Source organism: Patescibacteria group bacterium (genome assembly GCA_026397045.1).
Lineage (GTDB): Bacteria > Patescibacteriota > Saccharimonadia > CAILAD01 > BJGX01 > JAPLVO01.
In genome coordinates this window covers 46,805-60,802 of sequence record JAPLVO010000008.1, presented here as the reverse complement: position 1 = coordinate 60,802, position 13,998 = coordinate 46,805, and the positions used below count along the sequence as shown (strand labels likewise).

The 13,998-nt window shown below is 42.3% G+C and carries 16 protein-coding genes and 1 tRNA gene; 14 read left to right on the top strand and 3 right to left on the bottom strand.

Features of this window, described 5'->3' with window-relative positions:
• Positions 1-1,374, top strand: a complete 1,374-nt coding sequence (gene cysS, locus NT111_01080) for a cysteine--tRNA ligase (GenBank protein MCX6804597.1) — start codon at positions 1-3, stop codon at positions 1,372-1,374.
• A 324-nt stretch (positions 1,375-1,698) separates the two neighbouring features.
• Here cysS and NT111_01075 read toward each other — a convergent pair whose 3' ends face one another.
• On the bottom strand, positions 1,699-1,956 hold the full coding sequence (locus tag NT111_01075; protein MCX6804596.1) for an RNA-binding protein: 258 nt from the start codon (positions 1,954-1,956) through the stop codon (positions 1,699-1,701).
• 282 nt (positions 1,957-2,238) lie between these two features.
• On the opposite strand from NT111_01075, the gene NT111_01070 reads away from it, so the two are divergent.
• Positions 2,239-3,261 carry a D-alanine--D-alanine ligase gene (locus tag NT111_01070; GenBank protein ID MCX6804595.1) on the top strand — a complete coding sequence of 341 codons (1,023 nt, stop codon included), beginning with the start codon at positions 2,239-2,241 and terminating at the stop codon, positions 3,259-3,261.
• On the opposite strand, the gene NT111_01065 is transcribed toward NT111_01070, so the two are convergent.
• On the bottom strand, positions 3,258-4,037 hold the full coding sequence (locus tag NT111_01065; protein ID MCX6804594.1) for a YaaA family protein: 780 nt from the start codon (positions 4,035-4,037) through the stop codon (positions 3,258-3,260). The two genes, NT111_01070 and NT111_01065, sit on opposite strands and share 4 nt — an antisense overlap.
• Before the next feature lie 105 nt (positions 4,038-4,142).
• On the opposite strand from NT111_01065, the gene NT111_01060 reads away from it, so the two are divergent.
• The 3 genes from NT111_01060 to NT111_01050 all read left to right on the top strand — a co-directional run bounded on the left by NT111_01060 (position 4,143) and on the right by NT111_01050 (position 7,364).
• Positions 4,143-4,613, top strand: coding sequence for a glutathione peroxidase (locus NT111_01060; GenBank protein ID MCX6804593.1), 471 nt, complete (start codon positions 4,143-4,145; stop codon positions 4,611-4,613).
• Between the two features lie 46 nt (positions 4,614-4,659).
• Positions 4,660-5,934 carry a hypothetical protein gene (locus NT111_01055; GenBank protein MCX6804592.1) on the top strand — a complete coding sequence of 425 codons (1,275 nt, stop codon included), beginning with the start codon at positions 4,660-4,662 and terminating at the stop codon, positions 5,932-5,934.
• Positions 5,935-6,191: 257 nt separating this feature from the next.
• A complete protein-coding gene (locus NT111_01050) occupies positions 6,192-7,364 on the top strand; it encodes a hypothetical protein (GenBank protein ID MCX6804591.1) in 1,173 nt (390 codons plus the stop codon).
• Between the two features lie 114 nt (positions 7,365-7,478).
• On the opposite strand, the gene NT111_01045 is transcribed toward NT111_01050, so the two are convergent.
• A tRNA-Gln gene (locus NT111_01045) sits at positions 7,479-7,553 on the bottom strand.
• A gap of 210 nt (positions 7,554-7,763) precedes the next feature.
• On the opposite strand from NT111_01045, the gene NT111_01040 reads away from it, so the two are divergent.
• The 9 genes from NT111_01040 to recO all read left to right on the top strand — a co-directional run bounded on the left by NT111_01040 (position 7,764) and on the right by recO (position 13,975).
• On the top strand, positions 7,764-8,981 hold the full coding sequence (locus NT111_01040) for a DEAD/DEAH box helicase (GenBank protein ID MCX6804590.1): 1,218 nt from the start codon (positions 7,764-7,766) through the stop codon (positions 8,979-8,981).
• 91 nt (positions 8,982-9,072) lie between these two features.
• On the top strand, positions 9,073-9,795 hold the full coding sequence (locus tag NT111_01035; GenBank protein MCX6804589.1) for a hypothetical protein: 723 nt from the start codon (positions 9,073-9,075) through the stop codon (positions 9,793-9,795).
• A 27-nt stretch (positions 9,796-9,822) separates the two neighbouring features.
• Positions 9,823-10,290, top strand: a complete 468-nt coding sequence (locus NT111_01030) for a peroxiredoxin (GenBank protein MCX6804588.1) — start codon at positions 9,823-9,825, stop codon at positions 10,288-10,290.
• A 9-nt stretch (positions 10,291-10,299) separates the two neighbouring features.
• The gene (locus tag NT111_01025) at positions 10,300-10,782 is read left to right on the top strand and encodes a hypothetical protein (GenBank protein MCX6804587.1); all 483 of its coding nucleotides are present in this window, start codon (positions 10,300-10,302) and stop codon (positions 10,780-10,782) included.
• A gap of 141 nt (positions 10,783-10,923) precedes the next feature.
• Positions 10,924-11,454: a peroxiredoxin gene (locus NT111_01020; protein ID MCX6804586.1), complete on the top strand. Its 531-nt coding sequence runs from the start codon at positions 10,924-10,926 to the stop codon at positions 11,452-11,454.
• 4 nt (positions 11,455-11,458) lie between these two features.
• Positions 11,459-12,196, top strand: coding sequence for a hypothetical protein (locus tag NT111_01015; protein ID MCX6804585.1), 738 nt, complete (start codon positions 11,459-11,461; stop codon positions 12,194-12,196).
• A gap of 44 nt (positions 12,197-12,240) precedes the next feature.
• Positions 12,241-12,864 carry a hypothetical protein gene (locus NT111_01010; GenBank protein ID MCX6804584.1) on the top strand — a complete coding sequence of 208 codons (624 nt, stop codon included), beginning with the start codon at positions 12,241-12,243 and terminating at the stop codon, positions 12,862-12,864.
• On the top strand, positions 12,865-13,257 hold the full coding sequence (locus NT111_01005; GenBank protein MCX6804583.1) for a response regulator: 393 nt from the start codon (positions 12,865-12,867) through the stop codon (positions 13,255-13,257). It begins immediately after the preceding gene.
• The gene (recO, locus tag NT111_01000; protein MCX6804582.1) at positions 13,244-13,975 is read left to right on the top strand and encodes a DNA repair protein RecO; all 732 of its coding nucleotides are present in this window, start codon (positions 13,244-13,246) and stop codon (positions 13,973-13,975) included. Before NT111_01005 ends, recO begins: the two co-directional genes overlap by 14 nt.
• Positions 13,976-13,998 lie beyond the last annotated feature (23 nt).

The window sequence follows — 13,998 nt, the reverse complement described above, 5'->3', positions numbered from 1 at the left end:
ATGCTCAAGCTATACAACTCACTAACAAATACCAAAGTAGAATTAAAGCCAATCAATTCTAATCGGGTAACCATATATAGCTGTGGGCCCACGGTCTACGACCATGTTCATGTAGGCAACCTGAGGGCCTTTTTATTACCCGACTTGCTCCAAAGGGTTATAAGGCATGTCGAGCAGCATGATGTCGAGTGGGTAATGAATATCACAGATATTGACGACAAGATGATAGCTAAATCAAAGCAAATTTACCCAGATGATGAGCCAATGACTGCGCTTGGGAGACTGGCAGACAAGTACACGGACTTATTTACAGAAGACATTGAGAAAGTAGGGGTAAAAAGAGGGGATATAAGTCATCTACCCAGAGCTACCGACTTTATAGATTCAATGCAGAAGATAATTTTAGATTTAAGAGAGCAAGGGGTTGCATATATATCTTCAGGAAGTGTATATTTTAGCATTAAGAATTATCAGGCGACAGGCAAGACATACGGTAGGCTTGTAAACCTCGACTTCACAGCTAAACCCAGAGTTACGGACGATCAAGATCAGAAAATAGGAGTTGCTGATTTTGTGCTGTGGAAGGCCAGTAAGCCAGGTGAGCCGCAGTGGGATTTTAAGATTGGTACTAGTCTTTATCCAGGTAGACCAGGCTGGCATATCGAGTGTTCTGCTATGAGCGGGGAGTTATTAGCAAATAACTTCGATATTCACACCGGTGGAGTAGACCTTAAATTCCCTCATCATGAAAATGAGCTTGCCCAGTGTGGGGGTAAGCAAGCCAACATATATATGCACAATGAGCATTTGAGTCTAGGATCCACCAAGATGAGTAAATCACTCGGCAATACCATGGTAATGAATGATATTAACCACCCTATGGCTTATCGGTACTTAGTAATGAGTGCTCACTATAGAACTAGAATGGACCTAGACATAGAGGACATTAACTCAGCCCATGAGAGGGTGAAGAGCTTAAGGGTGTATGTAGATAATTTGATGCTTGCTAGAGTAGGACAATTATCAGAAATGGACCAAACAGGCTCGGTTGATAAGTTCTTAGAAGAGTTCAACTCTGCTCTAAGGGATGACCTAAACACTCCTAGGGCTCTAGCTGCCCTTAAAATTATAGAGGGTAAAATTTATACTTTAGACGCCAGAGAAGCTATGCGCTTAGTCGATGATGTATTTGGGCTTCAGCTAGTATTTGACGATCCACTCCACGATACAATACTCGAGCTGATAGACAGCTATGATAGTGCCAGAAAAGATAAAAATTTTGCACTTTCCGACTCAATAAGAAAACATTTGACTGATAATTTTAGCTTGATACTATCTGATACACCCATTGGTAGCCTAGTAAGCAGGGCCTAGAAAGGACTGAGTCCCCAGCAAGCCTAAGCTCGCTGGGGACTAAGTTATAAATATTAAGCACCCTTCTTCCCTTTGCAATCCTTGCATTTACCATCCCCACCGCATGTCGAGCATGAGCGAGATCCCCAAGTGTTTCTGCCGCCACACCCCCCGCAGACACCACTACCACTACACTTCTCACAGTTTTTCCAAGGCATGTGCACTCCCAATATCCAAACGCTATCACCAATCTGATGATCCGCTGTATTATAAAACCATACTAATTATTACGCAAGCATAACCAAAAACCCCGCCTAAGCGGGGTTTAGTGGTATGAAAGATATATTATCTTTCTTCGCGTGGTCGAGCTTCATTCACGGTGATAGCTCGTCCTTCAATTTCTTTGCCATTTAGCATTTCGACTGCTTTTTTAGCTTCATCGTCTGAAGCCATTTCCACAAATCCGAAACCCTTAGATCGGCCGCTGTCTCGCTCTGTGATAACACGAGCTGAATCAACTGTACCGGCCTCTGCAAAAATTTGAGCAAGCTGCTCGTCGTTTACACTCCATGGGAGTGAACCAACAAATAGATTCTTTGCCATAGTTCCTTCTTATCTCTCTGGTGAATCCCAGCTTGTCGGCTGTTTAGCTGCACCCAGAACTTATTTAATAACCTGATCCATTAGAGCCGTAGCAGCATAGTATCTAAGAACTCCAATATTATACCTGATTTTACGATTTATTACAAATACATTATTATTTGTATGTCACCCTAGCACTATATAGCTAGCCAGCCAGCTCCTAACCTGTTATAATTGACAAGAAATAATTATTATTATCTAATTAAAACATTTCTTAATATGGCTAGTGCTAAAGTAATTAAAATGACCAAAATTTCAAAACACATTCAAATAGTACGAACCGATAGGGCTGGTGCGGGAGGCATGAGTAAATCTACGCAAGATAAAGTATTCGCTGTTCTAACAAAAAGATATTCTAAAGTAGGTATAAGCATAATTAATACTCTTAAGGACCTAGACACTCTAGCCGATCTATCGCCCGATTTAGTTTTTCTGGGAGCTTCAAAGCTTAAGCTTGACCTAGATGGCGGGCCGGAGGGAAGAGTAGTTTGGCTATCTGAGTTTCTGGATCAAAAAGGTATTAGATACACAGGCTCGAACATGACTGCGATGGATATTAATAATGACAAGGTCTTGGCCAAGCAAGCAATAGCAGATGCTGGGCTGCCAACATCTGCCCATTTCACAGCTATCCCTGGCGAGTATGGGCCTAACGATAATCTTGATATACTTTACCCTCTTTTCATTAAGCCCATATCATCGGGTGGCAGTAAGGGCATAGATGAGCTTTCTGTAGCGCATAATTTTGATGATTTTAGCAGTAAAGTAGAATCTATCTTTAATGTGTTTGGCACAAGAGCCTTAGTTGAATCGTTCCTGCAGGGAAGAGAATACAGCGTAGCTATCCTAGGGTTTGGTGCAGAAGCATCAGCAATGCCTATAGAGATACTCACCGATAAAAATGCCAAAGGCGACAGAATACTGTGCCACGATGTCAAAAAGGAAGACACCGAGCGAGTCGTAAAAGTTGTTGATCCAATACTCAGGGCGAGGATAGCTGCTTTATCGCTAACAATGTTTAGGGTCCTTGGCGGTCGCGATTACGGCAGAATAGACTTGAGGATGGACAGTGCAGGAAAGATATACTTTTTAGAAGCAAACCTAGCTCCCGGGCTTGGAGGAGGGTATTTTACCAGGGCCTGTAGCCTTAATGGCGGATTAGAATACGCTGATACAATTTTGGCTATTGCTGAGTTAGGCTTGGCCCACCGTTGCAGTACTAAAATCGCAGATAGCTTAGTACCTATTCGAGTTAATCAAGATTAACCCAGCCTAACACTCAGCCCTTTGCCCATAAAATCACGACACACAAAGGCTGGCGCCAGTGGGGTGCTTAGCGAGGCCTCATACCTATAGCCGATCTCATCAAAATTAGTTAGCTCTGAAACCTTATTGATGCGTTTAGTTATAAGCCAGTGCGCAAAGGCCCCGCGGGCTATTTTAGAATGCACGGCTACGCTGGTGTACTGACGAGCCTTGGCGTTGTATGTATAAAATCGCGGGCTTATGACTAAGCTCTTGTCTAGATAAGGCACAATGGCCCGCCCATACTCTAGAGAAGTCAAATTAACAATTGGCTGGCCTGCTGGTAGTAGCTTGGCTAGCGTATCACTCCAGAACTTATACAAGCTGGTGAAGGGCTCGCGAATCAGCTTGTAGCCCATCTCTAGCCGATAAGGCGACACGGCATCAAGCGGCCGCAAAAGGCCATACAGGCCAGAAATTATTTTGAGGTGTTGGTTGGCATATGCTAGATCTTTTTTATCAAAGCTTGCCACCTGCAAGCCACTAAAAACATCCCCCCGAAAGCTATGCAGGGCTGAGCCCTTGTCTTGAGCAGCTGGCCAGCTACTAGCTGTGGTCATGATTTCTTGAGCCAGATTGCCAGAAACCCCCATGACGGCCTGAATCTCTCCGAGCTTTAAGCTCGCCAAATAGACCCCTAGCTCTTGAGCTTGAGCCGCCAGCGCCGGCTTAGATAGCTCTAGCCCTACTAGCTTGGTGGCCTTCATTGTCTTAGATGAGTGAAGTAAAATTATCATGATATATGACTGCTATTATAGCAAAGCCATTTGTATTTAGGCATCTAAAACACAGCCAAGTGTAGTAAAATAGAACTATAACAAGTAAACAAGGAACTAAATATTTTGAGTATATATGACTATAAGATCAAGCAAGTAGATGGCAAGATGCAAGAGATGACTAAATACCGCGGCAAGGTACTACTTATAGTCAACACCGCGACTCACTGTGGCTTTACCCCTCAATATGAAGGCCTAGAGAAGCTATATAAAAAATACCACAAAGACGGCCTAGAGATTCTAGATTTTCCCTGCAATCAATTTGCCAATCAGGCTCCAGAATCAGACGAAGAAATAGCCAATATTTGCGCCATGCGCTATAAAACAACTTTTGAGACTTTCGCAAAGATTGATGTCAACGGCAAAAATGCCGACCCTCTGTATAAATACCTAAAAAAACAAAAAGGCGGCTTACTAAGTGCCATAAAATGGAACTTTACAAAGTTTTTGATTGATAGAGAAGGTAATGTCGTAGCCCGATTTGCTAGCAATCTAGAACCAATCAAAATGGAAGACGATATCAAGAAGCTGCTGTAGTTAGTACGCTGATTTTAACGCTAGAATAAGACCGCCACAATATAGCATGAACATTTTTCAAAAAATATTTTATTTATTTAGTAATAACACTGACCCTAGCGAGCGCAGGGTGGCTAAGTTTTTTGCCAAGCTAGATGAGCACCAAACTAAAGATGATATCAGGAAAGATCTAGACTGGTTCTTGCAAAACAACATTATAGGTATTAATCTTTGGAGTGAATTCAAATACCGCGGCTATAAATACCTAAAAAAAGCAAAAAGGCGCGAGCTCTATAATAACTCTCTGGCCATTGCCAGCAGCTTTGAGATTTATTTGTCTAAAAACAAACATTCTGTAGATCAAGTCTTGGCCGAGATTAGTGCAGCTGGCATAGATAGCAAAAATCTCTCCGAGCATGCTGAGCAGCTGCAATACCTGCGCAGTATAATGTCATACTTGTCCCCGCATGCTGGGCGCTACAAATACCGCAAATCTTGTACTTTTGGAGAACTCTTGAAGGATCCGGGCAAAAATATGCTGGAGGGTGATTGCAACCAAATTGTTACATTATATATACACCTTTATTCGCTAAGACATGATATTAAGGACCTAGAAATAAAGACTTATCCGGGTCATGTCGCACTGCATTTTAAGGGCGCTGATATTGAGGCCACCAGTGGAACTTTCGCTAACTACAAAAAGCCTAACCAGAATTTATTACCTATCGAAGAGATTGTAAGTATAAATCTACTTGATGTTAGCGACCAATATTTTAAGACCCACGATGTTTCTGCCGAGTCACTGCTAGAGTCTGCCCGTATTGCCTACATACTCAGTAGTCAGCGCGACATTGTCGAAAAGAACCTGGCAGCTGCCTATAATAATGTCGTGGTAGATTTTTGTGGCAGTTCTAGCTACGCTAAGGCCCTAAAGTACGCCAAACAAAGCGATGAGCCTAAGCTTATTCATATGGCTGGCCACAATGGTGCAATTTATTTTATGCGAGGAAACGAATACAAAAAAGCCCTCAACTTCGCCCAGTATTCCCTTGATCGGGCTAAACTTAATAATTCTATATATCACAACAAGGGTGCATATTATTTCTCTAAAGGGGACTATTATACTGCGCTAAAAGCTTTTGGGGAGATTGGTGAGCATGATGCAGTTAAAAAATGTTACGCAGGTTTGTTTTCGCAAGAACAGAAAAAACTAGGTAAGCTTGATACTGCAGAAGACATAAAGGCTAATCGCAAAATTATTGGCAACATGCAGATGTACGCTAATAGATCTGGCAATGCAAGTATTATTAAGTATGTGAATAGCCTAAATAAGTATTTATAAATACAAAAAAACCGACTATTGTCGATTGTTTTAAAGGTGGCTAAGCATTGTAACCCAGGTTAGAACTGCTTTAATTATACACCAAAGCATATATCAATAAGCGTAAAAGGCTTGTAATCCATATTTATTTATGATATTGTAGGCCTCATGAAAACGTGCTCGCACAACTTATTTTTTAACTTTATTCTCAACCCGTTTCGAGGATAGAGTCCCCATTGCCATAATTTGGAACCTGCCCTCGAGGCAGGTTTTTTATTTTGCCTCGAACAACTAAAATAATAATAAGGAGTATTAAAATGAAAATGTATATTGAGCCTATCAGCCAGGAGTCACTTAAGAAATACCTAGCAATTAGTGACCTTACGCAGTCACAAAAACCCCATGCTATTAAGATGGTATATGAAAAAGTCGAACAGTATATGCGTTCAAGTCACCCGCAAAGTGAAGTTTTAGTGTATCGAAAAGACCCTGTGGTCACTGTAGAAGACAATTACGACAATCTCTTAATTTCTGGCGACAATATAAGCCGTTCCTCAACTTACACACATTATGTCGATAATTCACATATACTTCGTACCCACACCAGTGCACACCTGCCAGGTATCTTAAGAGAGCTTGCAAGGCGAGATGATTGGGATGATGTCGTTATACTGCTACCAGGATTAGCCTATAGGCGTGATGTGTCTGATAAAAAACACGTAAGTGAAGTCCACATGCTTGAAATGTGGAGAATTGTAAAAAACTCTGCCCGCAAAACAATTGTAAAGGACGATCTAGTTATCGTCGTAAAGGGCGTGGCGAAAACTGCTGCACCAGGCTGGAAGTTGCGTATTGTAGATTCACCACATCCTTATACGAACGAAGGTATCGAAGTAAACGCGGTACAAAGTGATCATGATATTGAGATCCTGGAATGTGGATTGATAAAAGAAAAAATCTTAACAAATGCGGGTCTTGACCCAAGTGAATACTCTGGCTGGGCATTGGGTATGGGCCTAGATCGTTTGGTTATGACCCTTAAAGGCATTTCGGATGTTCGTTATCTACGATCTAGCAACCCTAAGATTGCTGAACAAATGGGTAATCTTGAACCTTACAGGGCGGTATCAAATCAGCCCGCTATTGTACGAGATATATCTTATAGTGTACCGAGTGGTTATGTTGAAGAAGATATTAGCTCTGATATTCGCGATGCACTTGGAAATAAACTTGATTCCCTTGAGAGTGTAGAGATTTTAAGCGAAACGAGCTACGAAGTATTGCCCGATAAGGCTAGAAGTCGCTTAGGCATTAACCCTAATCAAAAGAATGTGCTTGTACGCATTACGCTTCGTCATTTAGAAAAGTCACTAACTCACTCTGAAGCAAACATAATATATAAACAGATTTATTCAAAAATAAACAAAGGAACAGGCGGGTATCTAGAATAATAATCATAAGTACTATTGGCTGGGGCGGCAGGGTTTCCGCCAGAAGCGGATAGGCTTCTCACCCTGCCCACAAAACTATCCAAAAAACCGGCACTAATGTACCGGCTCTTTGGATGGCTGGGGCGGCAGGGTTCGAACCTGCGTATGACGGTACCAAAAACCGTTGCCTTACCACTTGGCGACGCCCCATTGTTAGCCCTGCTAACCTGATAAGCATAGCAAAAAATGCTATATATTTCAATTGCTAAGGCTTGTAGCTGATTACGCTTAGCAAAATAATATAATTGACACCATATATAACTTATGTTATTATTGTATCACCAATTAAAGATAATGATGAATACCGATATAGTTCTAACTATTACTTCGCTGTTCATCCATTGAACAGAAAGGTATTTAATGGCATACAGATCTTTTTCCGCTTCTCGTTCTAAACGAGGCGGTAACCAATCGCGGTCCTTTGGCTCAAATAGCCGAGGCAACAACCGCAGAAACAACCGGGGTAAGGCTTACATTGACCCCACTAAATATATCAATAAAGCAGTCGAAAAAATCGACAGGGTTGAGTTTGTGCCAGTTCACAAATTTAGCGACTTCGGTTTTGTAGCCGATTTGCAGGCCAATATCACCAAAAAAGGCCACGAGTACCCAACAGCTATTCAAGATGGAGCTATTAAGCCAATCCTTGAAGGTCGAGATGTAATTGGCCTAGCCAATACTGGTACCGGCAAAACTGCTGCTTTCGTGCTACCGATTATTAATAGGATCAAAACTAATCCTGGCCAAAAGGCCGTGCTTATTATGGCACCGACCCGAGAGCTAGCGATGCAAATCGATGAAGAGTTCAAATCGTTCGCTACAAATCTTAATCTTTACTCGGCAATATGCGTTGGCGGTGTTAACATGCAGAAGCAAATCCGCGACTTGCGTCGTCGCCCGCAGTTTATTATCGGCACACCAGGCCGGCTAAAAGATCTCATGCAAAAACGCGAGCTGAAGCTGCAATTTGTAACCACTTTGGTACTTGATGAGGCCGACAGAATGCTAGATATGGGATTTTTGCCAGACATCAAAGAAATCTTGGCCGAGCTACCTAGCGAGCGCCAATCGCTATGTTTTAGCGCTACTATTACTCCGCAAATTCAGTTTTTGCTAGATTCAATGCTTAAAGACCCAGTTACAATATCAGTTCGTACTCGTGAAACTAGCGAGCACATCGAGCAAGATGTAGTTAGGGCTGGCTCTAAGGAAGCAAAAATACAAATACTCAATGACCTACTTAGTTCCGAGGATTTCGAGAAGGTGCTAGTATTCGGCGAGACTAAATTTGGGGTCCAAAAGCTTGCTGATAGCTTAACTAGGGCAGGATTGCCAGCAGAAGCTATTCATGGCAACAAATCCCAGCCTCAGCGCCAGCGCGCACTGCGCGCCTTTAAGGACGGCAAGGTAGGTATATTAGTAGCTACCGATGTAGCAGCCCGTGGCCTAGATATACCTAATGTTAGTCATGTTATTAACTTCGATCAGCCTAATAACTATGAGGACTACATACACCGAATTGGCCGAACTGGACGAGCTGGCAAGACCGGTAAGGCGCTTACCTTCATCGCTGGTTAACTATCGAGTCGTCCAATTGGGCGAAGCAACATTTTATAAACAAACACCTGAGCAATTACTGTCAGGTGTTTGTTTCTGTTATAATACAAAAATGAATAAAAAAAGATTAGTATTTGACATAGAGATGGTTGGTGAGGATTTCGATAAGTTCGACGATGCCACCAAAAAAGACCTTAGCAAAAAATTGCCTGATCCCAAAAAAGACCCTGACGGCTACGAACGGGCACTTAAAGACCTTAAGCAAAACCTAGTATTTAGCCCTCTCACGGGTAAAATAGTGGCTATTGGGGTATATGATATTGATGAAGAGAAGGGCGCTGTATATTATGACAATGCAGGCAAGAAAGCCGATGATGTAGAAGAAAACGGAATTAAATATGTCGCAATGGATGAAGCCGAGATGCTTACTAAATTTTGGGGGCTAGCAGAAATCACCGATGAGTTTATTAGCTTTTTTGGGCGTCGCGCAGATGTGCCATATATGATGGTTCGCTCTGCTGTACACGGCATCAGGCCAAGCAAGGACCTCGTAAGTAATAGATACAACTCTAAGGGCCTCAGGGGGGCTACCCATCACGATTTATTTGATCTACTGACTTTTTATGGTGGCGCCATGTTCAAAGGCAGCCTGCACCGATGGTGCCGGGCATTTGGCATCAAGAGCCCTAAAGAATCTGGGATGGACGGAAGTGATGTAGGGCCAGCCTATTTAGAAGGTAAAAATATTGAGATTGCTAAATACAATGCCGAGGACCTATTCGCAACTGCAAAGTTGTTTCATTACTGGGACCAGTACCTCAGGCCTAAACAGTAACGGCATTTTAATTATAAAGGAGTGCAGATGGAACTTAAGGTAGGCGATAAGGCACCAGTATTTAATATCCAAGACCAGGATGGCAAGACTCATACCCTAGATAGCTTGAAGGGTAAGACGACTTTGATTTATTTTTATCCAAAGGACGAAACTCCAGGCTGCACGGCGCAATCCTGTTCGCTGCGAGATCATTTTGAAGAACTACAGGCCTTAGGGGTAGATGTGGTTGGGGTTAGTAAAGACAGTGCTGCTAGCCATTTTAAATTCAAACAAAATCACCATTTGCCCTTTGATATTTTGGCTGATCCTGAGCATGAAATGATAGAGGCCTATGGAGCTTGGCAGGAGCGGAGCATGTATGGGCGTAAATTCTTTGGTACTCAGCGATCTGCGGTTATGTTGGGCCCAGATTTAAAGATCATAGCAATGTGGCCTAAAATTCAACCACTCAAGACAGTACCCGAAGTGATAAGCTGGCTAAAAGTAAACGGGTAGAATTTTGTAATGATTATTATCTGGATACTCCTTATACTGCTATTTGTTTCGTTTGGTATGATTGTGTTTATCGGAGCCCCCTTTGTTCCGACAGATAATCAGGCTATAGAGGGCATATTCTCCGTACTTAAAATTAGAAAAGGGTCCACCGTGGTAGACCTAGGCAGTGGAGATGGACGAGTACTAATGTCGGCTAGCAAGCACGGTTATAAGGCCATTGGATATGAGCTCAATCCCGTACTTGCACTGGTCTCTAAATACCGATTGCGTGAATACCCAAAGGCGAAAGTGGTTATTACCGATTACTGGAAGGCTGATTTATCCAAGGCCGATGTTGTATTTATATTTTCGGCTGCCCCCTATATGCATCGTTTAAATGAAAAGTTCAAAAATGAACTTAAACCAGGAACAGTGGTGATATCATACGCCTTTAGCTTTGAAAGCAAGAAGATCGATCAAAAGATCGGGCCAGCGAATATATATATATTTTGAGCTTAAGTCCTTACTGTAGTACAATATAAACACAACCCATACACAAGTAATTAGTTTTATTAATCGTAATTTAAGACAATAATGGCACTTATGATGTCGCAATGGAAATATTAAATTAATCATCAGTTAAAGGAGAAAATAATGTTGAGACTAAACCAACCAGCCCCAGATTTTAAGCAGCCTGCCTTTCAGAAGGGCATCAAAGGAGACTTCAAGGATATCAGTCTGAAAGACTACAAAGGTAAATGGGTAGTACTATTTTTCTATCCCAGAGACTTCACCTTTGTCTGCCCGACAGAAATAGAGGGTTTCGCCAAGAAGAGTGCCGAATTTAAAAAGATCAATGCCTATATTTTAGCAGCGAGTACAGATAGTATTAATTCGCATAAAGCATGGTTTGAGAGAGACCTCAAAGATGTCGATTTCCCTATCCTTGCCGATACCAATCACCAGCTCTCTACTGCCTATGAAGTACTAAATGAAGCAGATGGCGAATCCGAAAGAGGTACATTCATCATCGACCCTGATGGTAAGCTAAGGTATGCGGTACTCTCAGATAGTAATGTCGGGCGTAGCGTCGACGAGACAATGCGAGTAGTTCAGGCCCTGCAAACTGGCGGCCTATGTCCAATAGATTGGGAGCCAGGGCAAGCAATTTTAACAGGAGATTAATTTTATGGACCCCCAAAATCCACTAAACAACCCCGAGCCAGATGCCAATGCATCCGTCTTGCCAGATCCATCCGCCATGCCATCTGGCGCACCAAAGAAGAAATCAGCCAATACCTTGATATTTATTATCATCGGCGTAGTGGGGGGGATATTGGCCATATTATTAATTGTTTTGATACTTACATCAAACAAGAACGCGGCCGCCAAGAAGCAAGCCTTAGATGCCCAGTACGCTTCTGGCTTGGCAACAGGCAAGACGGAGCAGAAAGCAGCTTCAGATAAGCAGGCCTTGATAGATCAGAGCAAGAGTGTAGTTGTCTATAGTGCCCCCTCCGAGCTAGGAAGCTTTCAGGTTCCAATCCCTAAGCTGTGGAGCTTTTCTATAACTCCAAAACCTGCCGATGGGACCTTCAACGGTTTGGCTGACCCCCAATATGTAGATATTACCAGTGAGCTGCATAAGTTCTCCATCGATCTTAAGAAATCTGACTATGAAAAAGAGATTAAGTCTTTAGATGATGAGGCTAAGAAGTCAGGCGGCAAAATTGTAGCCTCAGACGCCACCGTATCCGGTATAAAAGGTCGTCGTTACAAAGGAGTATTTGATGACAAGACAGGCGGTAAGGCAGAAATCGTAATTATTCCTTACCGTGAGAAGATCATGCTATTTAGAACCGATGACCCCGACACTTATTCGGCGACATTCAACAGCCTACTAGATGGCACAAAGCTAGTACCATAGGGCCTATGCTTGCTCACTGGTTGGTGCAAGTCTAAGCTGAGTGTATGGCATTAGATTATGAGTCCTTCAATTTAGTCGTGGCTAGTATCGTAAGGCGAATAACCTCAGACCAATTAATAATAGAGCATTGTCTATCTACCGGTTACGGAGATTCGGCCACCCTAAGCCCTAACCATAATGAAATTATTTTAAGGAATAAGTTCAATATTGATCTGCTCAATCAAATTATATACATCGGTCAAAATATCGATTCAGCCGAAGGCACTATCACTAGCCTCATGGCGGCCTTTGATAGGGCGGCGCAGGCATATCGAGCGGCCGGTATTAAAATAACCCCTAATAGGAATAGACCACTTTTGAATGTTATCTCGGATAGGGACATAATTGCGAGCGTTGTAAAAGTGATAATATTGCTCATAATCCTCGAGGATCTATCTATTAAGAAGATTGCTATCGATTTACGCTGCCGATCTGGCTATGTTTCGGTCCGTATTAAAGGCGGCACGGTATCCGACTCCATGAATTTTGGAGTAGATATCGTGGAGTTTATCAACACTCTACTAATTCGCCACGGGGGCTCTCTCAGGTGGAGGAAGTCTGGCGAAATGCGGCTAGTCTATATGCGGCTAAGCCTGTCTAATCAGATCCCATTTAGCTATAATGGATAAATGAATAAAAAAGTATTAATAGTAGAGGACGATAAACTGTTGTGTGATGTATATCGCCATTCCTTAGAGCTAGAGGGGATTGGAGTATTAACTGCGGAAAGCTATAATTCTGCAATTAAGATTTTTAATCCCGATAACATTTCTTTACTGGTGCTGGATATCATGCTTAAGAATAAAAATGGCTTTGAGCTGTTACGCGATTTACGCAAGAGGCCTAACGGGGATACTGTCCCGACAATAATTGTAACCGGCATGAATACCCAGGATCTTAATATGGATAAGGAGCTCATGGTGAGCCTAAATATTTTAGGGATATATACAAAGTCTCAGTTTTCGATTTCACAATTCTCAAAGGTAGTTAAAGATTTGATCGGCCAAAGTGAGGCAGTCTGACTGCACCGGCTATGTGATAGCGCGCAGAAGCCTCAAGGATAATGATAGGATTATAGTGATTTTTACGCTAGAGCAGGGCAAAATTAGCCTTATAGCCAAGGGCATAAAGAAGCCTAGGGCCAAGCTCCAAGCTCATACTGAGCCGCTAGTGGAGACTCGATTTAGCTACATCGGTAAAGGTAAGCTGCCAACGCTAGTTGCTGCGCGAACACAAGCATTAAACATTTTTTTTGAAGCTAAGCTTGAAGCAAGGCTCATGGCCCTGCTAATTACAGAGGTCTTAGACTTAATAACCATCGAAGCCCAGCCCAATAATACTCTTTATCACTGCTACAAGAGCTCCTTAGAAGAGATAGGCAGTGGCAGTAATGTGCTATTAACAGCAACTTTTGCGCTCTTAGGAATGATGAAGTATTCAGGCTTAGCGCCAGACATCAGGGGGATTGAAGGCCATAGTAAGTATTATTTTAATATGACCGACGGCAGAGTCGCCAGCAGTAAAACTAATATTGATGCAATTGTTATTAGCCCAGATGCCGTAAAGCTATGGAGTATTTGCACGAACTACAATATCTCTACCTGCCTTCGTCTTAAGTTAGAAAATAGAACTTTAGTGGAGTCGCTTAGCTTGCTGCTGGGCTATCTACAATATAGCTTTGATCGAAAGATAAAGAGTATCAAAGTTATATCCGAAAGTACTGAGCTTTTGCATGCTTAGTAGATTCTGGGCTATAATATAGA

Coding starts and splice junctions, on each gene's coding strand:
- NT111_01010 (MCX6804584.1), top strand. CDS start 12,241: ATGGCATTAGATTATGAGTCCTTCAATTTAGTCGTGGCTAGTATCGTA.
- NT111_01025 (MCX6804587.1), top strand. CDS start 10,300: ATGATTATTATCTGGATACTCCTTATACTGCTATTTGTTTCGTTTGGT.
- NT111_01030 (MCX6804588.1), top strand. CDS start 9,823: ATGGAACTTAAGGTAGGCGATAAGGCACCAGTATTTAATATCCAAGAC.
- NT111_01035 (MCX6804589.1), top strand. CDS start 9,073: ATGAATAAAAAAAGATTAGTATTTGACATAGAGATGGTTGGTGAGGAT.
- NT111_01055 (MCX6804592.1), top strand. CDS start 4,660: ATGAACATTTTTCAAAAAATATTTTATTTATTTAGTAATAACACTGAC.
- NT111_01015 (MCX6804585.1), top strand. CDS start 11,459: ATGGACCCCCAAAATCCACTAAACAACCCCGAGCCAGATGCCAATGCA.
- NT111_01065 (MCX6804594.1), bottom strand. CDS start 4,037: ATGATAATTTTACTTCACTCATCTAAGACAATGAAGGCCACCAAGCTA.
- NT111_01040 (MCX6804590.1), top strand. CDS start 7,764: ATGGCATACAGATCTTTTTCCGCTTCTCGTTCTAAACGAGGCGGTAAC.
- cysS (MCX6804597.1), top strand. CDS start 1: ATGCTCAAGCTATACAACTCACTAACAAATACCAAAGTAGAATTAAAG.
- NT111_01075 (MCX6804596.1), bottom strand. CDS start 1,956: ATGGCAAAGAATCTATTTGTTGGTTCACTCCCATGGAGTGTAAACGAC.
- NT111_01020 (MCX6804586.1), top strand. CDS start 10,924: ATGTTGAGACTAAACCAACCAGCCCCAGATTTTAAGCAGCCTGCCTTT.
- NT111_01070 (MCX6804595.1), top strand. CDS start 2,239: ATGACCAAAATTTCAAAACACATTCAAATAGTACGAACCGATAGGGCT.
- NT111_01005 (MCX6804583.1), top strand. CDS start 12,865: ATGAATAAAAAAGTATTAATAGTAGAGGACGATAAACTGTTGTGTGAT.